The sequence below is a fragment of the Thioalkalivibrio sp. ALE14 genome (assembly GCF_000376845.1).
In the GTDB taxonomy this organism is placed as follows: domain Bacteria; phylum Pseudomonadota; class Gammaproteobacteria; order Ectothiorhodospirales; family Ectothiorhodospiraceae; genus Thioalkalivibrio.
This window is the reverse complement of record NZ_AQXY01000025.1, coordinates 117,987-143,121: the sequence shown is the minus strand read 5'-3', so window position 1 is coordinate 143,121 and position 25,135 is coordinate 117,987. Positions and strand designations below refer to the sequence as shown.

Genomic DNA, 25,135 nt, shown 5'->3' with positions numbered 1-25,135 from the left:
CGATGAAAAACGTTGTCCTCTTTGGTGCCACCTCGGCCATTGCCTCCGCAGTGGCGCGGGAACTGGTGGACACCGGTGCCCGACTCTTCTGCGTGGCCCGCGACGGCGAGGCCCTGGAGGCCCTGCTGGCCGACCTGCGGGTGCGCGCCGACGACCCGGACGGCACCCGCATCCTCGGCGCCACGGCCGATCTCGCGGACACCGACGGCCACGCGGCGATCTGGCAACAGGCGCAGGAGGCCCTGGGCGAGGTGGACAGCGTGCTGCTGGCCTGGGGCACCCTGCCCGACCAGGCGGCCTGCAACGCCTCGGTGGACGAGACCCTGCAAGCGATCCACGTGAACGGCACCAGCGCCATCGCCCTGCTTGCCCGCATCGCGCCGGACTTCGAGGCCCGCGGCCGGGGCGTGATCGCCGCCATCGGCTCGGTCGCCGGCGACCGCGGGCGCCAGAGCAACTACGCCTATGGCACGGCGAAGGGCATGCTTGCGATCTACCTGCAGGGTTTGCGCAACCGGCTGTTCTTCAGCGGCGTGGACGTGGTCACGCTCAAGCCCGGCTTCGTGCGCACCCCGATGACCGAGGGCTTCAACCGCGCCGGCGCCCTGTGGGCCGAACCGGAAACGGTCGCCCGGGGCATCGTCCGCGCCATGCGCCGTGGCCGCGACGTGGCCTACCTGCCCGGCAAGTGGTGGGTCATCATGACCATCATCCGCCTGATCCCCGAATACCTGTTCAAGCGCCTCAAACTCTAGGGAAACACTGATCCATGTACACACTCGCGTTGGAACCCCAGGTTTTCCGAGACAAGGCGCGGTGCGCAGCCGGTAGTAGTTCTACCGGCCCGTTTTTGATGATTTCGCGCCGCAACGCAGGATCGGGGAACCTGGGGTGCCAACCCCACAAGCGATTGAATGCAGGGGCTCGGCCGCTTTTGCGTGGGAACGGCGTTGCGGTTCCCTTGTGCAGAATGACTGCACGGCAGTCACCGCGCCTTGTTCGCACGCAAAAGCGACTCGAGCGCGAGCGTGTACATGGATCAGTGTTTCCCTAGCCATGTCCGCCCCCACCCGGCCCGGCCCCGCGCGGCAGATCGTGCTGTTCGACTTTGATGGCACCCTGACCCGGCGCGACAGCCTGTTCCCCTTCCTGCGCCACGCACTGGGGACAGTGGAATTCCTGCGCCGCCTGCCGGACTGCCTCCCCGCCCTGACCGGCCTGGCGCTGAAGCGCCTCTCCAACCAGGACGCGAAGGAGGCCGTGCTGACCCGCATGCTGGCCGGCGAGACCCTCGCCCACCTGCAGGCCAAGGGCCGCGAGTTCGCCGAGGGCCGCCTGGACCGTCTGCTGCGCCCGGCGGGCATGCGCGCGCTCCAGGCCCACCAGGCTGCGGGCCATGACTGCGTGCTGGTGTCCGCCTCGCTGGATCTCTGGCTGCAGCCCTGGGCCGAGCGCCACGGCCTTGCCGGCGTAGTCAGCTCGCGCCTGGCGGTCGATGACAGCGAACGCGTGACCGGGCGCCTCGACGGTACCAACTGCCGGGGCGCGGCCAAGCCGGCCGCCATCGCCGCCTGGCGCGCGACGCTGCCCCCGGAAGAGCCGGTGGACCTGGTCGCGGCCTACGGCGACAGGGACGCCGACCAGCCGATGCTGGAGCTGGCTCGCAGCGGCTACCGGCTGCGTCGGGGCCGTTTCCGGCGTGTCCACGGGCCCGCCCTCGAGGGCGCCCCCGAGTGAACACGGCGACCCCCTCCTGGCCCTGGCTCGCCCGTCACTACGGCGCGATCCTGCTGGCCGTGCTGCTGGTCAAGATCGGCATGGCCTGGGCCCTGCCGATCACCGGCGACGAGGCCTACTTCCTGATCTGGGGCCACAACCCGGATCTCGGCTATTACGACCACCCCCCGATGATCGGCTGGGGGCTGACCGCGGTGCTGGCGCTGACCGAGCACCCGCTGGCGATCCGCGCGCTGGGCATCTTCGCCTCCATGGCCCCGGCGCTTGCGGTCTTTCTCTGGTGGCGACATACCGATCCGGTCCGGGCGCGCCTGGTCTCGCTGCTGGCGCTGTTCATGCCGCTGTTCTTCATCGCGGTCATTACCGCAACGGACACCCCGCTGATCCTGTTCGCCCTGCTCGCCACCGGCCTCGCCTGGCGGGCGCTGCGCACCGGGCGCGCGGCCTATTTCCTGCTCGCCGGGCTGGCCCTGGGGCTGGCGTTCCTGTCCAAGTACTTCGCGGTGCTCCTGGGCATCGCGCTGGGGCTGCACATCCTGCTGTTCGCGCGGCAGCACTGGCGCGGCCTCCTGCTGATCCTCCTCGGCGTGGTGCCGGCGGTGGCGCTCAATCTGTACTGGAATTGGGGCAACTGCTGGTACAACGTGATGTTCAACATCGTGAACCGGCACGGCGACGGCGGCTTCGACCCCGGCAACTGGCTCACCTACGCGATCCTGCTCGTCTACCTGTTCACGCCCTGGCTGCTGTGGTTCTACGCCCGCCAGTGGCGCGCCCTGGCCGCCGGCATCCGCGAGCACCAGCTGGGCGTGTTCCTCTCCGCCGGGCTGATCCCGCTGATCCTGTTTGCCCTCCTCGCCCCGTTCAAGAGCATCGGGCTGCACTGGCTCGCCGCCTTCGCGCCCTTCCTGCTGCTGCCCGCGCTGTTCCTGGCCCGACGCTCGCTGACGCTCGGCGTCTGGCTCTCCGGGGCCCTCGCGGTGCTGCACGCCGTCGCGATCCTGACCCTCGCGCTGATGCCGGTGGAATGGCTGAAGGGCCAGGACCGCTACGCCGACGCCGTGTTCTACCTGGCCCCGGAATCGGTGGCCGGGGTGGTGGGCGAATACGACGCGGACTGGCACGTCTTCACCCGCAGCTACTCGCGCTCCGCGGTACTGGGCTACTACGCCGGCCGCGAGGTCGGCGTGTTCGGGCCCGGCTCGCACTATGGCCGCCAGGACGACCTGCTGACCGACTTCCGCGCCCTGGACGGCGCCAACCTGCTCTACGTCCCCACCCGCGGCGAGCTGGACCCGGCGCATGTGGAGCCCTTCTTCGACGAGGTGCGCGTGCGCGAAGTCACCATCCGCGGCGTCGACTGGACCCTCGCCGAAGGCCGCGGCTTCAACTACGCCGCCTACCACGACCAGGTCTTGCAGCCGGTGCTCGCGCGCTACTACGACTTCCCGGACTGGCTGCCCGAGGGCCGCTGCGCCTTCACCGACCGCTACACGAACCGGGAATAAGACCCTGCGTTGACCAGGGAATCGTCCCCCCGGATACTGTTGTCCGTGAGCCATCGACTTCATCCAGGGAGGGGCGAGCGATGATCGCACCCGGAGCGGCGATCCCTGCCCGCCAGCGTAGAGCGAGCGCACGCACCCGCTGGCGCTGTGGTCTCGCCGTGCTCGTTCTGCTGCTGCCGCTGTTGCTGCTCGGCTGTGGTGGCTCCCAGGAGACCCCGCTGCGAGTGGCCACCATCGAGTGGATCGGCTACCAGCCCCTCCACCTGGCCGCCTCCGAGGGCAGGCTTCCCAGCGACGAGATTCGCCTCGCCCGCTTCAGCTCGAACGTGGAGTCCCTGCGCGCCTTTCGCAACGGCAATGTCGACGCCGCCGCCCTGACCCTGGACGAGGCTTTGCTGCTGCGCGCCGAGGGCCACGATATCCGCGTCATCCTGCTGCTGGACTATTCCCATGGCGGCGACACCATCCTGGCGCAGCCGGGCATCACCCGCATGGCCGACCTGGAGGGCCGCCGCATCGGGGTCGAGAATGATGCCGCCACCGCCTACCTGCTCGCTCGCGGCCTGGACCACGGCGGCATCGACCGCGAGAGAGTCAATATCGTGCGCGTAGATGCGGGGCGCCACGAGGAGGCCTTCCACGGCGGAGAGGTCGACGCCCTGGCGACCTTCGAGCCGATCCGCACCCGGCTGCTGAATGCCGGTGCCGAGGAGCTGTTCGACAGCACCCGGATCCCGGGCGAGATTATCGATGTCCTGGTGATCCAGCGCCAAGCGCTCGACGACCACCCGCGACATCTCCGGCAGCTGGTGGATGCCTGGTTTGGAACGCTCGAATATCTGCATACCGACCCGGAACCCGCAAAGGCCGCCATGGCCCGGTACAGCGACCTCAGCGCGGAGGAACTGGCGGGTGCACTGGCCGGGGTCCGCTTTCCCTCGCGCGCGGAAAACTGCACAGCCCTGGCCGACGACGGTGAATCCCTGCGCACCAGCAGCAAGCGCCTGGCCACCCTGATGCAGCAGCAGGGCCTGCTGGAGCGCGAGGTGGAGCTGGAACGACTGTTCGATGACCGCATTCTGCAGGCGGCGGGCTGCCCGCCATCGGAAGACGGCTGATGTGGCAGGGCCTGTTCCGCTATCCGATCAACACCACGCTGCCGCTTTTCCTGCTGGTGGTGGCACTCGTCCTCGGCACCCTCTACACCCTGACCCTGATCCACAACCAGCAGCGCGGCATCCTCGAGAACGCCGAACGCGAACTGGCGACCGAGATCAGCCGCATGCAGCGCATCGTCCAGAACCACCTGGCAGACAACGGCACGCAGGCCATTCAGGACGAGATCGCGGCGCTCAATGTCGATATCCGGGTCCGCCTGGCCGGGGTGGTCGATGAACGCGAGCACTACCTCGCCGCCCTGAATCGCGGCATGCGCGAACGCCCGCTCGCGGAGACCCTGGACGCCGAACCCATGGCCGCGCTGGCCGACCCGCTGCGCACTCTGCTGACCGACGCCCGCGACCGCCGCGCCGCCAAGGTGCGCCATGTCGCGGGCGAGAACACCCTGATCGCGGTGGCGCCGCTGCAGTTCACCGGGCCTCTGGTGGACCTGGGGCGCAGCCCCTCGGGCGCGGTCATCCTCGCATGGGATCTGTCGCTGCCTTTCCGGCAGGCGCGCACCGCGGCCCTGAACTCGGCGCTGCTGCTCGCGCCGATCCTTATCGCAGCACTCGCCGCGCTGTGGTGGTTGATCTACCAGGCACTGGGGCGGCGCCTGAGCCGCCTGAGCCGGACCGCGGAGCAGATCGCCGGCGGCGAGCACCACCAGCGTGCCGGGGTCACCGGGCGCGACGAGATCGGCCGACTGGCACGCGCCTTCGACCGTATGGCCGATGGCCTGGTGCAGGAACAGGCGCGCCTGCGCGAAAGCGAGCAGCGGCTGTATCTGGCCCAGGCCTTCTCCGGCGTTGGCACCTGGGAATGGGATATCGCCAGCGGCGAACTGGTCTGGACCCGTCCGACCTACCAGCTGTTCGATCTGCCGGAGGACACGACGGAGGTCACTTTCGAGCATTACCTGGAGCGGGTCCATCCCGACGACCGTGCGCGGGTCCAGGCCGCGGTGGAGCAGTCCCTCGAGCAGGGTACCGCCTACAGCATCGAGCACCGCGTGCTCACACGCGATGGCGACGAACGCTGGCTGCTCGGGAGCGGCGACGTGCTGCGCGACGCGGACGGCCAGCCCCGGCGCATGTACGGCATCGTGCAGGACATCACCGCGACCAAGCGCGCCGAGGCGGCCCTGTTCCGCGAAAAGGAATACGCCCAGGTCACGCTCGCCTCCATCGGCGACGGCGTCATCACCACCGATACCCGGGGCCGAGTCACGTTCCTGAACCCGATCGCGGAGTACCTGACCGGCTGGACCACCGATGCCGCCACCGGTGAACCGCTGACGCGAGTATTCAACATCCTCAACGAGATCACCCGCAAACCGGCGGTCAACCCGGTCGAGCGTTGCCTCAAGGAAGGTCGGATCGTCGGACTGGCCAACCACACCATGCTGCTGCGCAAGGACGGGCAGGAATTCGCGATCGAGGACTCGGCCGCGCCGATCCGCGACCGGGACGGCGAGATCGTGGGTGTGGTGCTGGTGTTCCATGACGTGACCCAGGCGCGCGAGCTGGCCAACCAGCTCAGCTGGCAGGCCACCCACGATGCCCTGACCGGGCTGCCCAACCGCCACGCCTTCGAGCAGCGCCTGGAACAGCTGGCGCGCTACCCGGAAAGCCAGAAGGGGCACGAAAACCATACCCTGCTGTACATCGACCTCGACCAGTTCAAGGTCGTGAACGATGTCGCCGGCCACGTCGCCGGGGATCAGATGATCCGCCAGGTCGGCGAACTGATGCTGGATCAGGTGCGCGAAACCGACCTGCTCGCCCGCCTTGGGGGCGACGAGTTCGGCATCATCCTCACGCACTGCGACATCGCCCACGCCGACCGCATCGCCAACGCCATCCATACGGTCCTGGACGAACTGCGCTTTGCCTGGGAAGACCGCGTGTTCCGCATCAGCGCCTCCATCGGCATCATCGAGTTCCAACCCGGCGAGCGCAGCATGAACCAGCTGCTCGCCGATGCCGACATCGCGGTCTACGCGGCCAAGAACGCCGGCCGACGGCGCTCGCATATCTTCCGCCCGGAGGATCAGGACCTGCAGCAGCACCGGCGCGAGATGGACTGGGCCACACAGATCTCCGACGCCGTCGAACAGGGGCGCCTGGTGCTGTTTGCCCAGATGATTCACCCACTGGCCGAGCCCGACTCCGGCGCACCGCCCGCGGGACTCTCCTTCGAGGTGCTCGTGCGCCTGCGGAGCCAGGACGACGAGTTGATCCCCCCCGGGGTCTTCCTGCCGGCCGCCGAACGCTTTGACCTGATCTCCATCGTCGACCGCTGGATCATCACCCGGACCTTCTCCATGGTGGCTGACCACATCCGCGTGCACGGCCCCGCAAGCATCGAGCACTGCGCAGTCAACCTCTCCGGCGCGACCCTGAGTGACGAGACCCTGCTGCCATTCATCCGCAACCAGCTGAGCCTGCACCAGCTGCCCGGCGAGATCTTCTGCTTCGAGGTCACCGAAACCGCAGCGATCTCCAACCTGCAGGCGGCGATGCGCTTCATCCGCGAGTTGCGCGGCATGGGCTGTCGCTTCGCGCTGGACGACTTCGGCTCCGGGCTGTCGTCGTTCGCCTATCTGAAGACCCTGCCGGTGGACTACCTGAAGATCGACGGAAGCTTCGTGCGCAACATCGCCACCGACCCGGTCAACGATGCCCTGGTGGGCAATATCAACAACATCGGTCACCTGCTCGACAAGAAAACGATCGCCGAGTTTGCCGAAGACGCATCAACCATCGCCCGCCTGCGCGAGCTGAACGTGGACTTCGCCCAGGGCTACGGGCTGCACCGCCCGCAGCCCCTGGAGGAACTGTTTGCAATGCACAACCCACCGCGCTGACATCGAGGGCTACGAGACACTTCTCAAGCCCCTGCATGGGGAACATGCATCAGCCAGCACGGTCTCTATTGTCCCCGGCCACGGTTGCCACCGAGGGCCGCCATTAGCCATTCTGTACGGCTGAATACATGTTCCGGAGCACACCGAATGACTATCCGCCCCCTGCGCGCGGGCCTGACCCCGGCCCTGTTTCTCCTCCTGCCCGGCCTGGCGCTCGCCCAGCAGGCCGACCCGCAGATGCAGCAACAAATGCAGCAGCAGGAGCCGGAGACCACAATCCACCAGGACTGGGAGGTCGCCTGTATCGAGACGCCACAGGGCGAGCGCTGCCGGATGCAGCAGACGCTGGAGATCCAGGACGAGCAGGCGCAGGGGCTGTTCCTGCAGGCCACCGTGCGCCGCGAGGGCGACCAGCACATCATCGAGATCCTGGTGCCGCTGGGCGTGGACCTGCGCCCCGGTATCCGCATGCAGGTGGACGATGCGGGCGAGGAGATGGACGCGGGCTACGTGACCTGCGTGCAGCAGGGCTGCGTCGCCGGGCGCGAACTGAACAGCAACCAGATGAGCGAGCTGCGCGGCGGCCAGGCCCTGACCGTCGCCTTCCGTGCCCTGCATCAGGAACAGCCCTTCGTCTTTGACGTATCCCTGATGGGCTTCACCGACGCCAGCAACCAACTGCAATAACCTCCGCCAACGACCCGCCCGGCGATCACGCGATGGCGCGCGCCTCGACTCCGACCCCGGCCCGCCGAACGTTCGCCGGTCGCGGTCGGTCGCGGGCCCGCCGGGCACTGGCCACCGCGGTCGCCGCCGCACTGCTCTGGTGGATCCTGGCCGGCAGCGCCGCACTGCTGGAACCCCTGGCCCTGCTCGCCATCGTCCTGGCCGCGGTCGCGAGCCTGCTGCTGCCGGCCGGGCGGCCACTGCCGTTGCGACCCTCCGCGCTTCCGGGCCTGCTGGGGTTCTTCCTGCGGAGCTCGTTCCTCGGCGGACTGGACGTCGCCCGCCGCGCCCTGGACCCGCGCTTGCCGATCCAGCCGGACTTCCTGACCTACCGCACGGAACTGGCCCACGGCCCGCCCCTGACCCTGTTCATGGCGGTGGTCAGCCTGCTGCCCGGCACGCTCAGCGTGCGCCTGGAGGGTCGCCTGCTGACCCTGCACGTACTGGACTGCGACGCCGACACCCACGGGGCGCTGATGACCCTGGAACAACGGATCCGTGCGGCATTCCGCGACCCGCGTGACCGCCACGCCGATGACAACGGGGCGACCTCATGAGTGTCTTCTACCTGGCCGCTGCCCTGTTCCTGCTCGGCACCATCCTTCTGGGGCTGATCCGCGTGCTGCGCGGCCCGGGCTCCGGCGACCGCATGCTGGCCGCCCAGTTGTTCGGCACCACCGGGGTGACGATCCTGCTGTTGCTGTCGCTGGCACTGGAGGAATCCGCCCTGGTGGATGTGGCGCTGGTCTTTGCGCTGCTGGCGGTGGTCGCGGCCGTGGCCTTCGTCCGCCAGCACGGCCTGCCGGAACCGCCGGATACCCCGACCCACCGCCAGCATCCCGAGTCCACGGAATCAAGGGAGCCGAACGATGATCGCTAATACCCTGACCGTACTCCTGGTCCTGGCCGGGCTTGTGTTCTTCGCCGCCGGCACCGCCGGGCTGCTGCGCTTTCCGGACGTCTACTCGCGCCTGCATGCGTTGACCAAGGCCGACAACGTCGGGCTCGGGCTGGTGGTACTCGGGCTGATGTTCCAGGCCAGCGGTCCGGCGGACATCCTCAAGCTGCTGCTGATCTGGGTACTGGTGCTGGCGGCGGGGACCACCGCCGCGCACATGGTGGCGCAACGGACCTGGACCCACGGGGAGTTCGAGTCGGATCGATGAACGGGCTGCTGGTCCTCTTCGATCTGGTCCTGCTGGCCGGCATCGTCGGGGTGGCCTGGCGCTGTCTGGCGAGTACCGACCTGTTCCGGGCCGTGGTGCTGTTCATTACCTTCGGGTTACTGCTGGCGCTGGCCTGGGTGCGGCTGGAGGCCCCGGACATCGCGCTCGCCGAGGCCGCGATCGGCGCGGGCATCACCGGGGCGCTGCTTCTGGTCACGCTGGAACGCCTGCGCAGCATCATGGCCGAGCGGCGCAGCGGCCGCCCGCATTCACCCCCGCCCGACCCCACCGGGCCGCATGCCCTGCTGCGGGCCCTGCACGACCCGCTGCCCGAACACCGGACCTTCCTGCCCGCTTTGACCTTTGCCCTGGTGGTCGGCGGCCTGCTGGTCACGGCGCTGTGGCACCAGCCGCAGTCCGTGGGCCTCGAGCCGGTGGTGGATGCCCACATGGACGTCTCCGGCGTCGATCATCCGATCACGGCGGTGCTGCTGAACTTCCGTGCCTACGACACCTTCCTGGAACTGGCGATCGTACTGATCGCATTGCTGGGTGCATGGTCGCTGGGGCGACATGACCTGATCCCGGCCCGCCCGGCCCCGGGGCCGATCCTGCCCGGCACGTTGCGGCTGCTGGTCCCGGTCGCGGTCGTCACCGGGGTGTATGTGCTGTGGGCCGGGAGTCACGCCCCCGGCGGGGCCTTTCAGGCCGGGGCAATCCTCGGCGCGGCCGGCATCCTGCTGGTCCTGGCACGGCCGCGCCAGCTGCCGATGGCGCCGGGCGGGCCGCTGCGCCTGGGCATCTCCGCCGGGGTCGCCCTGTTCCTGCTGGTGGGGCTGTACGGTCTTGCCGCCGGGCATGGCTTCCTCGGCTACGCGGAGGCCTGGGCCTATCCCCTGATCATCCTGATCGAGGTCGCGGCGACGCTCTCCATCGCCCTGACCCTGGTGGCCCTGTTCGTGGCCGGACGCCCGGCCGGGGACGACGCATGAACGGCTTACTCGAGACGGTTGCCCACACCCTGGCCCCGGGCCTGCTGTATCCCACCGGGGGAGCGATCCTGTTCGCCCTGGGCCTGTACGGGCTGATCCGCCGCCACCATCTGGTGCTGCGCATCCTGGCCCTGAACATCATGGGCTCGGGCGTATTCATGGTGCTGCTGGGTGTGGCGGCCCGTGGCGAGGGCCCGCCGGACCCGGTGGCCCAGGCGCTGACCCTGACCGGCATTGTGGTCGCGGTCAGCGCAACCGCCTTCGCCCTGGCCCTGGTGGTGCATCTGACGCGCCTGACCGGCCACGCGGTGATGCTGCCCGGGCCGCCCGATGACGACGCCCCGGTGGAGGACATCTCGCGCGAGGAACACCACGCCGATGGCGGCCCGGCCGATCGCGCCTCCAGCGAGGACCGGCCCGCATGAGCCCGCCAGGCGCGGAATGGCTCCCGGCGGGGATCGCCGGGTTGGTGGGGCTGTCGCTGGCCGTGGCGGTCCTGGCGACGGCCTGGCCGCGCCAGGCCCATCGCATCGGCCTGCTGGGGGCGCTCGCGGTCACGGCCTGGGTACTGGTCCTGAGCGCAGTGTTCCTGAACGCCGGGCCGGATCCGGAGACCGCCGCGACGCGGGTGGCGCTGGGTGGCTGGGAGGCGCCACTGGGCCTGATGCTGCATCTGGACGGGCTGTCCGTGACCCTGCTGGTGCTCACTGCCGTGGTGGGTCTGGCGACCAGCCTCTACAGCCTGGGCTATGTGCATGATCGCATCGAGCGGCGCCAGTTCTGGCCGCTCTGGCTGTGGCTGTGGGCCGGTCTCAACATGCTGTTTCTCTCCGGCGATGCCTTCAACCTGTACATCACGCTGGAGGTGGTCTCGCTATCCGCAGTGGCGCTGGTCGCCTTCACTGGAACGGCCGCCGCGGTCTCCGGCGCGGTGCGCTACCTGCTGGTCAACATCCTCGGCTCGCTGAGCTTCCTGATGGGCGTGGTGCTGCTGTTCGGGGAGCACGGGGTCCTCGATCTGGTGCTGCTGGAGGCACGCACCGAGGCGGGCCCGACCGAGCGCATGGCGGCCGTGCTGATGACCGCCGGTCTGATGCTCAAGGCCGCACTGTTCCCGCTGCATGTCTGGCTGGCACCGGCCCACGGCTCGGCCCCGGCGCCGGTCAGCGCGGTGCTCTCCGGGCTGGTGGTCACCGGGTCGTTCTACCTGATCCTGCGCCTGTGGCTGGGGGTGTTCGCCCCGCTTGCGACGCCGGCCTTCGGCATCCTGGTCGGGCTGCTCGGGGTGGGGGCACTGGTCTGGGGGTCGCTGCAGGCGCTGCGCGCGGGGCGGCTCAAGTCCATCGTCGCCTACTCCACCGTGGCCCAGTTCGGTTATCTGCTGGTGGCCTTCCCGCTAATGCTGGTCGATCCGGGCACCTGGCGGGTGGTGGTGTTCTTCACCGTCGTCCACGCGCTGGCCAAGGCCTCGGTCTTCCTCGCGGCGGGCACGCTGCAGCACGCCGCCGGGCATGATCGGCTGGCCGATCTCGGCGATGTACTGCGGGCGCGGCCGCGCATGGTCTTCGCCCTGGGGCTGGCCGGCGTCAGCCTGATGGGGCTGCCGTTCACCGGTGGCTTCATCGCCAAGTACCTGCTCCTGGAGGCCGGCCTGGGCACGGTACTGGCCGGTAGCGTGATCGGCGTGCTGTGGGTGCTGGCGATCGCCGGCGGCGGCCTGCTCGCAGCGGCCTACGTGCTGCGCATGGTGGCCCCGTCCTTCCAGCGCGGACGCGCGGACGCCGGCGAGACGGTCTCACTGTGGATGGACTGGGTACCACTGGGCCTGGCGACTGTCGCGGCGCTGGCCGGGCTGGCCGGGACGCTGACCCTCAACACGCTCGCGCTGACGCCGGGGGCCCCCTGATGGACGGCGGCTGGCTGCTGCTCGCGATCCTGTTCAGCTCCCTCGGGCCAGGGATCGCGATCTTTTTCCTGCCCGAGCATCGCCAGGGCCTGCGTACCGCGCTCAACCTGGGCGGTGCCGGCACCAAGCTGGCACTGGTCGGAGTCCTGCTGGCCGGGGTGCTGCGCGGCGACGAATACCGCTTCAGCCTGCCGCTAATGCCGGGCATCGAACTGGTCCTGGCCGCCGATGCATTATCGCTGCTATTCGCCAGTCTTTCGGCCGTGCTGTGGTTCGTGACCACCGTCTACGCGATCGGCTACCTGGAGGGTTCGCCCCGGCGCAGTCGCTTCTTTGGGTTCTTCTCCTTGTGCGTCAGTGCGACGGTCGGCATTGCCCTGTCCGGCAACCTGATCACCTTCCTGATCTTCTACGAGATTCTGACACTCGCGACCTGGCCACTGGTGGTCCATCGAGGTACGCCGGCAGCGCTGCGGGCCGGGCGGCTCTATCTCGCCTACACGCTGACCAGCGGGCTAGTGCTGTTCACGGCGATTGTCTGGCTCACGCTCCTGGCCGGAGCCGAGGGCTTCACCCCGGGCGGCTATCTGGACGGCCTGGCGGAAACCCACGCGACCACCCTGCAGGTCCTGTTCGTGCTCCTGATGATCGGCTTCGGGGTGAAGGCCGCGCTGGTGCCGCTGCACTCCTGGCTGCCCATCGCGATGGTCGCGCCGGCCCCGGTCAGCGCGCTGCTGCACGCCGTGGCCGTGGTCAAGGCCGGGGCCTTCGGCATCATCCGCGTGGTCAACGATGTATACGGTGCCGAGCTGGCGATCGAGCTGGGCCTGACCGCCGGGCTGCTGGTGGTGGCGGCGGTCACCATCCTCTACAGCTCCATTCAGGCCCTGCGCACCGATGACCTGAAGCAACGCCTGGCCTTCTCCACCGTCAGCCAGGTCTCCTACATCATCCTTGGCGTGGCGCTGGCCGGGCCGCTGGGGATCATCGGCGGACTGGTGCACCTGGTGCATCAGGGCATCACCAAGATCACCCTGTTCTTCTGCGCCGGCAACTTCGCCGAGACCCTGGGCATCCACCGCATCAGCGAGCTCAACGGTATTGGCCGACGCATGCCGCTGACCATGCTCGCCTTCACCCTGGGGGCGCTGGGCATGATCGGCTTGCCGCCGCTCGCGGGGTTCGTGACCAAGTGGCACCTCGGGCTGGGGGCGCTGGAGTCCGGCATGCCCTGGGTGCTGGGCGTGCTCGTGCTCAGCAGCCTGCTGAACGCCGCCTATTTCCTGCCGCCGGTGATCCGTGGCTGGCTCGGTGAGCGCCGCGAGCCATGGCACGAACCGCTGCAAGCACATGCCGGGCCGACCCGCTTCGAGACCCACTGGATGCTGCTGTTCCCGGTGGTCTTCACCGCCGCGCTGGGCCTGCTGGTGGGGCTGTTCGCCGGGCTGGGGCTCAGCCCGCTCGGCTGGGTCAGCCTGATCGTGCAGCGTGATTATTCACTGCCGGGGTTCGGGCTGTGAACGGCGCCCTGCTGCTCGCGGTCCCGCTGCTGCCGCTGGTACTCGCGGTGTTCGTCGGACTGCGCCCGGGACGGGCACGGCTAAACCGCATGGTGCCCTGGACCGCCCTGCCCGGGCTGCTGCTCGCCGCACTGGCCCCGACTGGGCTCGAGGCGACCTTCGACAGCCTGCTGATGGGCACCCACCTGGCGCTCGATCCGACCGGCCGGGCGTTCCTGGCCCTGACCGCGGGCCTGTGGCTGGCCGCCGGGCTGTTCGCCCTGTCCGAACGCCGCGACGACCCGCGTCGCCACCGATTCTACGTGTTCTGGTTGCTTGCGCTGGCCGGCAACCTGGGGCTGATCCTGGCCCAGGACGCGCTCGCCTTCTACCTGTTCTTTGCTCTGATGAGCCTCTCCGCCTACGGGCTGGTGGTCCACTCCGGGAAGCCGGAGGCGTGGCGGGCCGGGCGGGTGTACCTGATCCTTGCGGTGCTGGGCGAGGTACTGCTCTTCGCGGGGCTGGTCCTTGCCGTGCATTCGGCGGGGCAGTCCGGCCTGGCGGCGGTGGCGGCGGCACGCCCCGACGGCTGGGCGCTGGTGCTGCTGGTGCTGGGCCTGGGCATCAAGGCCGGCATGCTGCCGCTTCACTTCTGGCTGCCCCTGGCCCATCCGGCGGCCCCGGTGCCCGCCAGCGCCGTGTTGTCCGGGGCGATGATCAAGGCCGGTCTGCTCGGCTGGATGCGACTGCTGCCGATCGACGCCGCCGGCCACGCGGTGCTGGGCGAGATGCTCATGCTGCTGGGCCTGGCCGCCGCCTTCCTTGGGGTGCTGATCGGGGTGGTGCAGGTGCGCCCGAAGACCATCCTCGCCTACTCCAGCATCTCCCAGATGGGACTGATGACGGCCGGCATCGGCCTGGCCCTGCTGCTGCCGGAGGCCCGCGGCGGGCTGCTGGCCGCCGTCACGCTGTACGCCGTACACCACGGGCTGGCCAAGGGGGCCCTTTTTCTCACCGCCGGCATGGCGGGGCAGTGGCCGGCCAGTATTCCGGGCCGGGCCCTGTTCGGCCTGTTCACCCTGTTGCCTGCCCTGGCTCTGGCCGGCCTGCCGTTCACCAGCGGCGCGCTGGCCAAGAACGTCCTCAAGGGGCCTCTGGCGGCCGAGGCCCTGCCCGGCTGGCTGTCCCACACGGAACTGTTGCTGAGCCTCGCCGCGGCCGGCACCACCGCGCTGCTGCTGCGCTTCCTGTGGCGCTGGCGGACCGGGCTGTCTACCCCCGCCGACGGCGCGCCCGACCGCCGACGCTGGTGGGCCTGGGGCAGCCTGGCCGCTATGGCGGTCCTGCTCCCGCTCGGGGTCTGGCTGGCCGGTCCCGACGGCCTTCCCGTCACCGCGGGTGACCTCTACGGCCTGGCCCTGCTGTGGCCGGTCCTCCTCGGACTGGTGCTCGCCGGCATCACCTGGCGCTGGATTCATGACCGCGAGACGCCGCGCGTACCGGAGGGCGATCTGGCCGTCCTGGCCGAGGCCGCCTGGAGGCGTGCTTGTCGCGCCGAGCGCCGCCTGAGGCTGCCACCGCCCCAGCCGCGCCGGATGCCGGCACGCCTCCGGGTGCTGCGCCTGCAACTGCGCCAGCGCCTGGAAGACGCCGAACGCGTGCTGACCCGCTGGGAGACCATCGGGCTGCTGTTTTCCGCAGCGATGCTCGGGCTCTACCTGACGTTGCTCGCGCGGTAGTCCTCCGCCACGCCAGAAACGGAAAAGGCCGGCCCGGGAAACCCCGGGCCGGCCTCAAGGTGCTTCGGACCCGTAGACGCTCGTTAGCCTCTAGGTCCCGTGCCGATCAGTTCTGATCGATGAAGTCCGCGGTGAAATCGGCCACGTCATCCGCGAAGAAGTCGCGGAAGAAGTGATCGGCACCGTCCACGGTCATCAGGGTGATGTCGCCGCTGTCCTTCACCGCCTCGATCTTCTGCGGCAGGTCCGGCACCACGTCATCCTCGGAGCCGACGATCACCAGGGTCGGGATCTGCATCCCGCGGATCACCGTGGGGGTGTCGTTCTGGCGGGTCGGCTCGTAGTAGCCAAGGAAGGCGCGCGGGGTCACGTCCAGTTCCTCGCAGTAGAGGAAGCGCACGTCCTCCATCAGGGTCTCTTCCTGATTCATGCGCTGCAGCTCGCGGGCACGATCCAGCATGACCTGCAGCGGCAGGCCGCTGTCCTCCTCGAACTCGGCCGCGGCCTCGTCCTCGTCATAGGTGGATGCGGCCACCAGCACCAGGGCGCGAATACCGTCCGGGTCGTGCTCGGTGAGGTAACGGGCGATCTGGTTGCCGCCACGCGAGTGGCCGAACAGGGTGACGGGGCCATAGCCCTCGTCCTGCAGCCACTCGTGCCACAGGCTGACCTCCTGCAGGTGATCGTCGACCCCGTGACGCACCGGGGCGTCACACTCGAACATCCCTTCACGTGCATCGATCCCATAGCTCAGGTTGATCGACAGGGAGTTCAGTCCGTGCTCGGCCAGCAGGTCCTGGCCCCCGCCATCACCTCCATGCGACCGTGCGCCAGGGTGCCGTGCAGCATCAGCACCACACCGTCGGAGGGGCTCGCCCCCATGCCTTCCTTCATATGCCCGACCAGGGTCAGATCATCGTGTTCCAGCGTGACCTTCTCCGCGGCCATCGCCGAGGTGGTAAACATTCCGGCGAACGCGACGGCGGTCAGTGCAATCCAGCGGGACATGGGCATTCCTCCTGTGACTGTTGGTCCGGAAATAGACTCGTTCGTGTTGGGAAAATTCCACCACGCGACCGAAGACCGGCCTGACAGCGCCGGCGCCTCGGCGCATGATAGGACCATCCGGACCGACTGCCTGGCCATCACCTCCCCGGGAGACGCATGAGCGATCGCGACCCGTCACGCGACTGGCACGCACTGAAGACCGACGCGGTGCTCCGGCACCTGGAGGCGAGTGATCGCGGGCTCGCATCCAGCGATGCGCAGGAACGGCTGCAGCAGGTAGGCCCCAACCGTCTGCCGGAGACCGCGCGTACTGGCCCGCTGAAGCGCTTCCTGCTGCAGTTCCACAACGTGTTGATCTATGTGCTGATCGCCGCGGCCGTCGGCACGGCGTTTCTCGGGCACTGGCTGGATACCGGCGTGATCCTCGGGGTGGTGCTGATCAACGCCATCATCGGCTACATCCAGGAAGGCAAGGCCGAGAAGGCCCTGGACGCCATCCGCCAGATGCTCTCGCCCCGCGCCCAGGTGCTGCGCGACGGCCAGCGCCGCAGCATCCCGGCGGAAGAGCTGGTCCCCGGCGACATCGTCTATCTGCAGGCGGGGGATCGCGTCCCGGCGGACCTGCGCCTGACTGGCGCGCACAACATGCGCATCGACGAGGCTGCGCTGACCGGCGAATCGGTCGCCAGCGACAAGCAGACCGACCCGGTGCAGGCCGAGGCCGACCTGGGCGATCGGCGGTGCATGGCCTACTCCGGCACCCTGGTCGCCTTCGGCCAGGGGCGCGGCGTGGTGGTCGGCACCGGGGCCGATACCGAGATCGGCCGCATCTCCACCATGATCGGCGAGGTGGAGACCCTGACGACGCCGCTGCTGCGCCAGATCGCGCAGTTCGGCCGCTGGCTGTCGGTGGCGATCGGCATACTGGCCGCGGCCACCTTCGCCTTTGGCTTCTGGGTGCGCGACTACGACCTGGTGGAGACCTTCCTCGCGGCGGTCAGCCTCGCAGTCGCGGCGATCCCCGAGGGCCTGCCGGCGATCATGACCATCACCCTGGCGATCGGGGTACAGCGCATGGCCGCGCGCCACGCGATTATCCGCCGCCTGCCCGCGGTGGAGACCCTCGGCTCGGTCACCACCATCTGCTCGGACAAGACCGGCACCCTGACCCGCAACGAGATGACGGTGAAGAGCATCGTCACCACCGCGGCGGAGTACGAGCTGACCGGGGTGGGCTACGAGCCGCACGGCGGGATTACCCGCGACGGCCAGGAGGCCGATCCGGAATCCGACCCGCTGCTCGCGGAGGTCCTGCGCGGCATCCTCCTGTGCAACGATGCCGAGGTCTACCCGAAGGACGACGCCTGGACCATGGAGGGTGACCCCACCGAGGGGGCCCTGATCACCGCGGCGATGAAGGGCGGGCTGGACCCGAAGCTCGTGAACAAGGAATTTGTGCGCGACGACGTGATCCCGTTCGAATCGTCCTACAAGTTCATGGCCACCCTGCACCACGATCATGAGGGTCACGCCTTCCTCTTCCTCAAGGGCGCGCCAGAACGCGTGCTGTCCCTGTGCAGCCACCAGCGCACTAAAGATGAGGATGAACCGCTGGACTCCGAACACTGGCAACAGTGGATGGATGATGTCGCCGCCCGTGGTCAGCGCCTGCTCGCTCTCGCTACCCGGCGCATGGAAGGGCACCGTCGAGAGCTCGAGTTTGGCGACATCGAGAACGGGGGGCTCACCCTGGTCGCTGTCTGCGGAATCATCGACCCGCCGCGTGAAGAGGCGATCGAAGCGGTGGCTCACTGTCAGGGAGCCGGGATCCGCGTGAAGATGATCACCGGCGATCACGGCGTCACCGCACGGGCGATCGCCGACGAACTGGGCATCAACACCAAAGGCGGTGTGGTGGTCGGCCACGAACTGGACAACACCTCGGACGATGACCTCAAGGCGATAGTCCAGCGCGTCGACGTATTCGCCCGTACCACACCGGAGCACAAACTACGCCTCGTGCGCGCGATTCAGAGCCACGGCGACGTGGTGGCCATGACCGGTGACGGCGTAAACGACTCCCCTGCACTCAAACGCGCCGATGTTGGTGTGGCCATGGGGCTGAAGGGCACCGAGGCCGCACGCGAGGCCTCCGCAATGGTACTGGCCGACGACAACTTCGTCTCCATCGCCAATGCGGTCGAAGAAGGCCGAACTGTCTACGACAACCTGAAAAAGGCGATCATGTTCCTGCTGCCCAGCAACGGGGGGCTGGCCTTCACGATCGTCGCTGCCATTTTGCTGGGTCTGACCCTGCCGCTAACTCCGGTGCAGGTGCTATGGGTCAACATGGTCAGCGCAGTTACCCTCGGCTTGGCGCTGGCCTTCGAACCTACCGAGCCGGGCGTCATGCAACGCCCTCCTCGCCCGCCCAATTCGCCTATCTTGTCCGGCTTCCTGCTCTGGCGCGTCAGTTTCGTGTCCACCCTGCTGGTCGCCGGCGCCTTTGGCCACTTCCTGTGGCTGGAGCAGCAGGGGGCGGAACACGAGTTCGCCCGCACGGTGGCCATCAACACCCTGGTGATGGGGCAGCTGTTCTTCATGCTTACCAGCCGTTCTCTTCTGGCGCCTGCTCTCAGCCATGCAAGCCTCGTCGCCAGCCGACCGGCCCTGGTCGCAATCGGGATCCTGATCGTACTGCAGAGCCTCTTTACCTACGCCCCGCCACTGCAGCTGCTGTTCGGCACCACCGCCATCGGCCTCGAGGAATGGGCCCGCATCCTCGCCTTCGGCCTGATCCTGTTCACCCTGGTCGAACTCGAAAAGACGCTGCTGCGCCGGCGTGGTTTCAACCCCCACCAGTAGCGCCGCTTGACGGTCAGTCTCGTGCCGCGGCGGCGTTCCAGCGCCGCCCCATGCGGCTACCCAGCCACACCCCGGCGATCCACAGCACCAGGGACACGCCCACATAAAGCCCGGCGCGGCCTGCAGCACCCGACTGCATCAGCCACAGGCTCTCGAGACTGAACACCGAGAAGGTCGTAAAGCCGCCGCAAACCCCGGCCAGCATGAAATGACGAAACACCGGGTCGGCCGGGCGGCAGCCCTCGGCGGCACTGATCACCGCATACAGCCCGATCAGCCACGATCCGGCCACGTTCACGGCCAGCGTGTCCCAGGGGAAGCCGGTGCCGGCCAGGTGCAACCCGGTCCAGGAGACGCCGTAGCGCGCCATGCTGCCAAGGGCCGCCCCCAGCGCCACGAACAGCGAGAGACGCAGCGAATACCCGGTCACGCCGCGCCCCCTGCCAGGCGGCCCAGCGCGTGCCCGATGGACACCAGCGCCAGCCCCCCGCCCAGGGTCAGCAGGACGTAGACGAGCGCCGGGCGCAGCCCGTCCTGTTCCGCGACCCCGACCACCTGCAGGCTGAACGAAGAGACCGTGGTGAAGCTGCCGAGCACACCCACCACCAGCAACAGCCAGAGCCAGGAGGTCCACGCTGGCCCCGAGGCCCAGCCCAGTGCCAGCCCGATCAGCAGCGCACCGGAGGCATTCACCGCCAGCGTCCCCCACGGGAAGCGGCCGCCCCCGGTGCGGTTGTCGATCCACTGCGACAGCCAGAAGCGCGCCAGCCCCCCCAGCGCACCCCCGGCTCCCACCAGCAACAGGCCCTCCCACCACGCGATCATGGCGCCATTGTCAGCGGCACCGCCCAAGCTGTCGAGCATCGGGGTCAGGGCAACACTGACTCATGAACCCGCCCGCTTACCATTCGCGCGACAACGTTACAGCGCAGACGCCTGGGGGCCACCCGTCGCGGTCGCTGCGGGTCCAGAACCGCCATCCGAAGCAATACCCCGTCGACTGAGGCGCGATAGCGACTGAGCGCACGTCCAGACACACGCGCCGCAGAAATCAATCCTCATCGAGAGCGGCAAAGCCTTCGGCCAGATGATCGATCAGGCCGCGCACGGCCGGCAGCTGACCGCGCCGCGACGGGAACACCGCATGCACGATCTCGCGCGGCGGGGCCCAGTCCTCCAGCACCGGAAGCAGACGGCCCTCCGCCAGCTCGGTGGTCATCATCATGGTCGGCAACTGCACGATGCCGACCCCGTGGCAGGCGGCAATCCGCAGGGCCGTCATGCTGCGCGTGACCAGCCGCGGCTGGTGGGCAATCCAGGCCTCGCCACCGTCGGGCCCGACAAGGTGCCACTGATAGCGTGCCTGCGGCCGGCTCAGTGCGAGGCTGGGGAGGTCTGCGAGATCCGCCGGCACCTGCGGCGAGCCCTCGCGCTGAAGCAGGTCGGGGCTCGCCACCAGCCGCTGGGCCCGGTCGGCCAGGACGCGCAGGACAAGGTCGCTGTCCTCCAGCGGCGGCGGCTCCACGCGGATGGCGATATCGAAGCCTTCCTCGATGACATCCACGCGGCGGTTGGTCGCGTCCAGGTGCAGCTGCACCCGCGGGTAACGGCGCTGGTATTCCGCCAGCATGGTCGCCACCCGGGCATCCAGCAGCGCGACCGGACAGCTCAGCTTGACCGTGCCACAGGGCTCGTCGCGCAGGCCGTCGATGGCGTCCTGCGCGGCCTCCGCCTGCACCAGCATGGCCTTGCAGAAACCATGGTAGATGCGCCCGATCTCGGTGACGCCGACATGCCGGGTGGAGCGCTGCAACAGGCGCACCCCCAGACGTTCTTCCAGCGCGGCGATCCGGCGGCTGAGCTTGGACTTGGGCTCGCCCAGTGCCCGTGCAGCCGGGGCAAACCCGCCGTGCTCGACCACGCGGGCGAAATAGTAGAGATCGTTGAGGTCCTGCATCTTCATCGTTCCGATTATGGAACGGTGAGTGTAATTTCTATGTACTACCCGCGCCATCGTCCCGCTGTCAGGATTCTCGTCAGGTCACAACCCACGGCCTTTCGAGGAGGACGACATGAAGACCATCCTGGGTATCTACAGCGCTCCGCCCCGCCACTGGGTCGGCAACGGCTTTCCCGTGCGTTCGCTGTTTTCCTACCAGACTCACGGCCGCCACGTGAGCCCGTTCCTGCTGCTCGACCATGCCGGACCCATGGATTTCGAACCCGCGGCCCGGCCGCGCGGAGTGGGAGAACATCCGCACCGGGGGTTCGAGACCGTCACCATCGTGCTGGATGGCGAGGTGGAACATGCCGACTCCACCGGGGCCGGCGGCGTTATCGGACCGGGCGATGTGCAGTGGATGACCGCCGGTGCCGGCATCCTGCACGAGGAGTTCCATTCCCGGCGCTTCACCCGCACCGGCGGGCGGCTGGAGATGGTGCAGCTCTGGGTCAACCTGCCGTCCCGATACAAGATGACCGCACCGGGCTATCAGCACCTGGGCGTCACCCACATCCCGGAGATCGCACTGCCGGACACCGCGGGGCGGCTAAGAGTCATTGCCGGCGAGTATGCCGGGCAGCCAGGGCCGGCCCGCACCTTCAGCCCCATGCAGGTGTGGGACCTGCGCCTGGAGCGCGATGGCGAGGTCCGTCTGGACCTGCCGCACGGCTGGAACTCCATGCTGGTGGTACTGCACGGCACCGTTCAGGTGAACGGCAGCGAGATCGCGCGCGGCGGCCAGCTCGTGATGCTGAGTGCGGAGCACGAGGGCGTGATCGTCGAATCCAATAACGAGGCCACCGTGCTGGTCCTGTCCGGCGAACCCATCGACGAGCCCATCGTCGGCCAGGGGCCCTTCGTCATGAACACGCCGGACGAGATCCGCCAGGCCATCCGCGACTATCGCGAGGGCCGCCTGCAGCATTCCGCCCCATCCACTTGACCCAACCCCGCGGCGCACCCGCGTCGCGGCATTTCATGCCTGCCCGGCAGGCCTTCACAAGGAGAACGACATGAATCACGACTACACCTACCGCCGCCTCGACAAGGACGATGCCGCGCTGCTGCTGGTCGATCACCAGTCCGGTCTGATCTCGCTGGTCCAGGACTTCGAACCCAGCGAATTCAAGAACAACGTGCTGGCCACGGCTGCCTGCGGCCGGTACTTCGGGTTGCCCACCATCCTGACCACCAGCTTCGAGGCCGGCCCCAATGGACCTCTGGTGCCGGAACTGCAGGAGATGTTCCCCGACGCCCCCTATATCGCGCGCCCGGGCAACATCAACGCCTGGGACAACGAGGAATTCCTGGCTGCAGTGAAGGCCACCGGCAAGAAGCAGCTGATCATCGCCGGGGTCGTCACGGAGGTCTGCGTGGCCTTCCCGGCGCTGTCCGCCATCGAGGAGGGCTACGACGTATTCGTCGTGACCGACGCCTCGGGCACCTTCAACAAGACCACCCGCGATTCCGCCTGGTCCCGCATGGAGGCCGCCGGCGTGCAGCTGATGGGCTGGTTTGCGATGGCCTGCGAACTGCACCGCGACTGGCGCAATGATGTCGAAGGCCTGGGATCGCTGCTCTCCGAGCACATCCCCAACTACCGCAACCTGATGACCAGCTACTTCGCGCGCAACGCGTGAGCCATGAGCCATGAGCTATCGGGGCGGGCGGCCATCGCGGCGCCCGCCCTGTTCCGTGTTCATCGATGCAACCCCGGCAACCTGACGCGCCGGAGGCCTTCACAAGGTCCGGGATCACCGGGGACATGCGCCTCCGGATTGCCGGGGTGGTAAAGTGCGAGCCCAGCAAGGGCCGTAAAGGGCCTTCCCTCATTCAAACCGCATTGGTCGCAGGAGCATCATGGCGCAGTACATCTTCACCATGAACGGCGTGGGCAAGATCGTCCCGCCGAAGAAGTACATCCTCAAGGACATCAATCTGAACTTCTTCCCGGGCGCCAAGATCGGCGTGCTGGGCTACAACGGCGCGGGGAAATCCACCCTGCTGCGCATCATGGCCGGGGTGGACACCGAGATCGTCGGCGAGGCGCGTCCACAGCCGGGCATCAACATCGGCTACCTGCCGCAGGAGCCGCAGCTCGACGAGAGCAAGGACGTGCGCGGCAACGTGGAAGAGGCCGTGGCGCCAGTCAAGGAGGCCCTGGCCGAACTGGATCAGGTATACGCCGCCTATGCCGAACCGGAGGCCGATTTCGACGCGCTGGCCGCCAAGCAAGGCGAGCTGGAGGCGAAGATCGAGGCCGCCGACGGCCACAACCTGGAGCGCAAGCTGGAGGTGGCCGCCGATGCCCTGCGCCTGCCGGCCTGGGATGCCGACGTGAAGACCCTCTCCGGCGGTGAACGCCGCCGCGTGGCGCTGTGCCGGCTGCTGCTGTCCAGCCCGGACATGCTGATCCTCGACGAGCCGACCAACCACCTGGACGCCGAGTCCGTGGCCTGGCTGGAGCGCTTCCTGCAGGAGTTCCAGGGCACCGTGGTCGCGGTCACCCACGATCGCTACTTCCTCGACAACGTCGCCGGCTGGATCCTCGAGCTGGACCGTGGCCAGGGCATCCCGTTCCAGGGCAACTACTCCGAGTGGCTGGAGCAGAAGGAAAAGCGCCTGAAGCAGGAAGAAAAGGCCGAGGCCGCCCGCGTGAAGGCGATGGAATCCGAGCTCGAGTGGGTGCGCTCCAACCCGAAGGGCCGCGGCGCCAAGAGCAAGGCCCGCCTGAAGCGCTTCGAAGAGATCGCCTCCACCGACTACCAGAAACGCTCCGAGACCAAGGAAATCTACATCCCGCCGGGCCCGCGACTGGGCGACAAGGTGCTGGAGGTCGAGAACCTCTCCAAGCACTTCGGCGACCGCGTGCTCTACCAGGGCCTGTCGTTTTCCGTGCCGCGCGGCGCGCTGATCGGCGTGATCGGCCCGAACGGCGTCGGCAAGACCACGCTGTTCCGCATGATCGCCGGGCAGGACCAGCCGGACGATGGCTCCATCGAGCTGGGCGAGACCGTGCAGCTGGCCTATGTCGACCAGAGCCGCGACGCGCTGCAGGACGAGAAGACCGTCTGGGAAGAGATCTCCAACGGCCAGGACATCATCCAGGTCGGCAATTTCCAGATGCCGTCACGCGCCTACGTCGGCCGCTTCAACTTCAAGGGCACCGATCAGCAAAAGCGCATGAAGGAGCTCTCCGGCGGGGAACGCAACCGCGTGCATCTCGCCAAGCTGCTGCAAAGCGGCGGCAACTTCCTGCTGCTCGACGAACCGACCAACGACCTGGACGTGGAGACCCTGCGCGCCCTGGAAGAGGCCCTGCTGGACTTCCCCGGCTCCGCGATCGTGATCTCGCATGATCGCTGGTTCCTCGACCGCATCGCCACGCACATCCTCGCGTTCGAGGAAGACGGCAACGTGGTGTTCTTCGACGGCAACTATCAGGAGTACGAGGAAGACCGCCACAAGCGCCTGGGCGCCGCGGCCGACCAGCCGCACCGGGTCAAATACAAGCGACTCGCCTCCTGACCTACCCCCCGAAGGCCCGGCACCCGCCGGGCCTTCGCCTTTCCGCGTCCCGGAAGACCTCTATCCGTGCACAGGCAGGACCCATTTCATTGGCGCGCGGCTGGACTCGAGACTACGGGCCCTGCGGGCGGGTCTGCTCCACGAATTCCGTGGTAAACGCTTCCAGCTCCGCATCTTCGATCAGCCCTTCACGCCGCATGCACGTGAACTGATACAGGGCCTTCGAGCGGGCATGGCCATCGAAGATGAACGCAAGCCGCTCGTTCGCTTCGTTCAACTGCTGATAGAGATCCAGAAAGCGTTCGTGATGCGACCGGTCTTCCTGTTCCATCGTCGCCTGGCAATTGGCCAGGGCTCGCTCGCAGTAACGTTCCAGCGCGGTCTCCTTCAGCCGGCTGAACCGTTTCCAGTCCGATTCCTTGATCATTCCAA

General features: G+C 68.2%; 22 protein-coding genes and 1 pseudogene. 18 read left to right on the top strand and 5 right to left on the bottom strand.

Annotation, left to right across the window (positions count from 1 at the left end):
• The first annotated feature begins 2 nt into the window (after positions 1-2).
• The 14 genes from F572_RS0105750 (at position 3) to F572_RS0105685 (ending at position 15,300) form a co-directional block, all read left to right on the top strand.
• Complete coding sequence (locus tag F572_RS0105750; RefSeq protein WP_369772128.1) at positions 3-755, top strand: SDR family oxidoreductase; 753 nt, start codon at positions 3-5, stop codon at positions 753-755.
• Between the two features lie 301 nt (positions 756-1,056).
• On the top strand, positions 1,057-1,737 hold the full coding sequence (locus F572_RS0105745) for an HAD-IB family hydrolase (protein WP_017940829.1): 681 nt from the start codon (positions 1,057-1,059) through the stop codon (positions 1,735-1,737).
• Positions 1,734-3,245 carry a glycosyltransferase family 39 protein gene (locus F572_RS0105740; protein ID WP_017940828.1) on the top strand — a complete coding sequence of 504 codons (1,512 nt, stop codon included), beginning with the start codon at positions 1,734-1,736 and terminating at the stop codon, positions 3,243-3,245. Before F572_RS0105745 ends, F572_RS0105740 begins: the two co-directional genes overlap by 4 nt.
• 158 nt (positions 3,246-3,403) lie before the next feature.
• Complete coding sequence (locus F572_RS0105735; protein ID WP_017940827.1) at positions 3,404-4,363, top strand: ABC transporter substrate-binding protein; 960 nt, start codon at positions 3,404-3,406, stop codon at positions 4,361-4,363.
• Complete coding sequence (locus tag F572_RS0105730; RefSeq protein WP_017940826.1) at positions 4,363-7,272, top strand: EAL domain-containing protein; 2,910 nt, start codon at positions 4,363-4,365, stop codon at positions 7,270-7,272. Before F572_RS0105735 ends, F572_RS0105730 begins: the two co-directional genes overlap by 1 nt.
• A gap of 147 nt (positions 7,273-7,419) precedes the next feature.
• Complete coding sequence (locus tag F572_RS0105725) at positions 7,420-7,959, top strand: invasion associated locus B family protein (protein WP_017940825.1); 540 nt, start codon at positions 7,420-7,422, stop codon at positions 7,957-7,959.
• Positions 7,960-7,991: 32 nt separating this feature from the next.
• Positions 7,992-8,555: a Na+/H+ antiporter subunit E gene (locus tag F572_RS0105720; RefSeq protein ID WP_017940824.1), complete on the top strand. Its 564-nt coding sequence runs from the start codon at positions 7,992-7,994 to the stop codon at positions 8,553-8,555.
• Positions 8,552-8,878, top strand: coding sequence for a monovalent cation/H+ antiporter complex subunit F (locus F572_RS0105715; protein WP_017940823.1), 327 nt, complete (start codon positions 8,552-8,554; stop codon positions 8,876-8,878). Before F572_RS0105720 ends, F572_RS0105715 begins: the two co-directional genes overlap by 4 nt.
• A complete protein-coding gene (locus F572_RS0105710) occupies positions 8,868-9,164 on the top strand; it encodes a monovalent cation/H(+) antiporter subunit G (protein ID WP_017940822.1) in 297 nt (98 codons plus the stop codon). The genes F572_RS0105715 and F572_RS0105710 overlap by 11 nt, the downstream gene beginning before the upstream one ends.
• Positions 9,161-10,156, top strand: coding sequence for a hydrogenase subunit MbhD domain-containing protein (locus F572_RS0105705; RefSeq protein WP_017940821.1), 996 nt, complete (start codon positions 9,161-9,163; stop codon positions 10,154-10,156). Before F572_RS0105710 ends, F572_RS0105705 begins: the two co-directional genes overlap by 4 nt.
• A complete protein-coding gene (locus F572_RS0105700; RefSeq protein ID WP_017940820.1) occupies positions 10,153-10,581 on the top strand; it encodes an NADH-quinone oxidoreductase subunit K in 429 nt (142 codons plus the stop codon). Before F572_RS0105705 ends, F572_RS0105700 begins: the two co-directional genes overlap by 4 nt.
• Entirely contained in the window at positions 10,578-12,062 is a 1,485-nt protein-coding gene (locus F572_RS0105695) for a complex I subunit 5 family protein (RefSeq protein ID WP_018158415.1), read from the top strand. The genes F572_RS0105700 and F572_RS0105695 overlap by 4 nt, the downstream gene beginning before the upstream one ends.
• Complete coding sequence (locus tag F572_RS0105690) at positions 12,062-13,582, top strand: complex I subunit 5 family protein (protein ID WP_017940818.1); 1,521 nt, start codon at positions 12,062-12,064, stop codon at positions 13,580-13,582. Before F572_RS0105695 ends, F572_RS0105690 begins: the two co-directional genes overlap by 1 nt.
• The gene (locus F572_RS0105685) at positions 13,579-15,300 is read left to right on the top strand and encodes a complex I subunit 5 family protein (RefSeq protein WP_017940817.1); all 1,722 of its coding nucleotides are present in this window, start codon (positions 13,579-13,581) and stop codon (positions 15,298-15,300) included. Before F572_RS0105690 ends, F572_RS0105685 begins: the two co-directional genes overlap by 4 nt.
• A gap of 106 nt (positions 15,301-15,406) precedes the next feature.
• Here the strand turns inward: F572_RS0105685 and F572_RS14745 are convergent.
• A pseudogene (locus tag F572_RS14745) lies at positions 15,407-16,308 on the bottom strand (alpha/beta hydrolase).
• Between the two features lie 156 nt (positions 16,309-16,464).
• On the opposite strand from F572_RS14745, the gene F572_RS0105675 reads away from it, so the two are divergent.
• A complete protein-coding gene (locus F572_RS0105675; protein ID WP_017940816.1) occupies positions 16,465-19,173 on the top strand; it encodes a cation-transporting P-type ATPase in 2,709 nt (902 codons plus the stop codon).
• Positions 19,174-19,186: 13 nt separating this feature from the next.
• Here F572_RS0105675 and F572_RS0105670 read toward each other — a convergent pair whose 3' ends face one another.
• From F572_RS0105670 to F572_RS0105660, 3 genes are all read right to left on the bottom strand, one after another.
• Positions 19,187-19,603, bottom strand: a complete 417-nt coding sequence (locus F572_RS0105670; protein WP_017940815.1) for a CrcB family protein — start codon at positions 19,601-19,603, stop codon at positions 19,187-19,189.
• On the bottom strand, positions 19,600-19,998 hold the full coding sequence (gene crcB / locus F572_RS0105665; protein ID WP_026142905.1) for a fluoride efflux transporter CrcB: 399 nt from the start codon (positions 19,996-19,998) through the stop codon (positions 19,600-19,602). Before crcB ends, F572_RS0105670 begins: the two co-directional genes overlap by 4 nt.
• 226 nt (positions 19,999-20,224) lie before the next feature.
• On the bottom strand, positions 20,225-21,136 hold the full coding sequence (locus F572_RS0105660; RefSeq protein WP_026142904.1) for a LysR family transcriptional regulator: 912 nt from the start codon (positions 21,134-21,136) through the stop codon (positions 20,225-20,227).
• A 109-nt stretch (positions 21,137-21,245) separates the two neighbouring features.
• Here F572_RS0105660 and F572_RS0105655 point away from each other — a divergent pair, with 109 nt between their 5' ends.
• From F572_RS0105655 to ettA, 3 genes are all read left to right on the top strand, one after another.
• The gene (locus F572_RS0105655; RefSeq protein WP_017940812.1) at positions 21,246-22,118 is read left to right on the top strand and encodes a pirin family protein; all 873 of its coding nucleotides are present in this window, start codon (positions 21,246-21,248) and stop codon (positions 22,116-22,118) included.
• 70 nt (positions 22,119-22,188) lie between these two features.
• Positions 22,189-22,815 carry an isochorismate family cysteine hydrolase YcaC gene (gene ycaC, locus F572_RS0105650; RefSeq protein WP_017940811.1) on the top strand — a complete coding sequence of 209 codons (627 nt, stop codon included), beginning with the start codon at positions 22,189-22,191 and terminating at the stop codon, positions 22,813-22,815.
• Positions 22,816-23,035: 220 nt separating this feature from the next.
• The gene (gene ettA, locus F572_RS0105645) at positions 23,036-24,703 is read left to right on the top strand and encodes an energy-dependent translational throttle protein EttA (protein ID WP_017940810.1); all 1,668 of its coding nucleotides are present in this window, start codon (positions 23,036-23,038) and stop codon (positions 24,701-24,703) included.
• A 112-nt stretch (positions 24,704-24,815) separates the two neighbouring features.
• On the opposite strand, the gene F572_RS0105640 is transcribed toward ettA, so the two are convergent.
• On the bottom strand, positions 24,816-25,130 hold the full coding sequence (locus tag F572_RS0105640; protein WP_017940809.1) for a hypothetical protein: 315 nt from the start codon (positions 25,128-25,130) through the stop codon (positions 24,816-24,818).
• Between the last annotated feature and the right edge of the window lie 5 nt (positions 25,131-25,135).

Bases quoted from the DNA above. Each gene is read 5' to 3' on its own strand.
- F572_RS0105750 (WP_369772128.1), top strand. From the start codon at position 3: ATGAAAAACGTTGTCCTCTTTGGTGCCACCTCGGCCATTGCCTCCGCA.
- F572_RS0105745 (WP_017940829.1), top strand. From the start codon at position 1,057: ATGTCCGCCCCCACCCGGCCCGGCCCCGCGCGGCAGATCGTGCTGTTC.
- F572_RS0105730 (WP_017940826.1), top strand. From the start codon at position 4,363: ATGTGGCAGGGCCTGTTCCGCTATCCGATCAACACCACGCTGCCGCTT.
- F572_RS0105725 (WP_017940825.1), top strand. From the start codon at position 7,420: ATGACTATCCGCCCCCTGCGCGCGGGCCTGACCCCGGCCCTGTTTCTC.
- F572_RS0105720 (WP_017940824.1), top strand. From the start codon at position 7,992: ATGGCGCGCGCCTCGACTCCGACCCCGGCCCGCCGAACGTTCGCCGGT.
- F572_RS0105715 (WP_017940823.1), top strand. From the start codon at position 8,552: ATGAGTGTCTTCTACCTGGCCGCTGCCCTGTTCCTGCTCGGCACCATC.
- F572_RS0105710 (WP_017940822.1), top strand. From the start codon at position 8,868: ATGATCGCTAATACCCTGACCGTACTCCTGGTCCTGGCCGGGCTTGTG.
- F572_RS0105705 (WP_017940821.1), top strand. From the start codon at position 9,161: ATGAACGGGCTGCTGGTCCTCTTCGATCTGGTCCTGCTGGCCGGCATC.
- F572_RS0105700 (WP_017940820.1), top strand. From the start codon at position 10,153: ATGAACGGCTTACTCGAGACGGTTGCCCACACCCTGGCCCCGGGCCTG.
- F572_RS0105695 (WP_018158415.1), top strand. From the start codon at position 10,578: ATGAGCCCGCCAGGCGCGGAATGGCTCCCGGCGGGGATCGCCGGGTTG.
- F572_RS0105690 (WP_017940818.1), top strand. From the start codon at position 12,062: ATGGACGGCGGCTGGCTGCTGCTCGCGATCCTGTTCAGCTCCCTCGGG.
- F572_RS0105675 (WP_017940816.1), top strand. From the start codon at position 16,465: ATGAGCGATCGCGACCCGTCACGCGACTGGCACGCACTGAAGACCGAC.
- crcB (WP_026142905.1), bottom strand. From the start codon at position 19,998: ATGATCGCGTGGTGGGAGGGCCTGTTGCTGGTGGGAGCCGGGGGTGCG.
- F572_RS0105660 (WP_026142904.1), bottom strand. From the start codon at position 21,136: ATGAAGATGCAGGACCTCAACGATCTCTACTATTTCGCCCGCGTGGTC.
- F572_RS0105655 (WP_017940812.1), top strand. From the start codon at position 21,246: ATGAAGACCATCCTGGGTATCTACAGCGCTCCGCCCCGCCACTGGGTC.
- ycaC (WP_017940811.1), top strand. From the start codon at position 22,189: ATGAATCACGACTACACCTACCGCCGCCTCGACAAGGACGATGCCGCG.
- ettA (WP_017940810.1), top strand. From the start codon at position 23,036: ATGGCGCAGTACATCTTCACCATGAACGGCGTGGGCAAGATCGTCCCG.
- F572_RS0105640 (WP_017940809.1), bottom strand. From the start codon at position 25,130: ATGATCAAGGAATCGGACTGGAAACGGTTCAGCCGGCTGAAGGAGACC.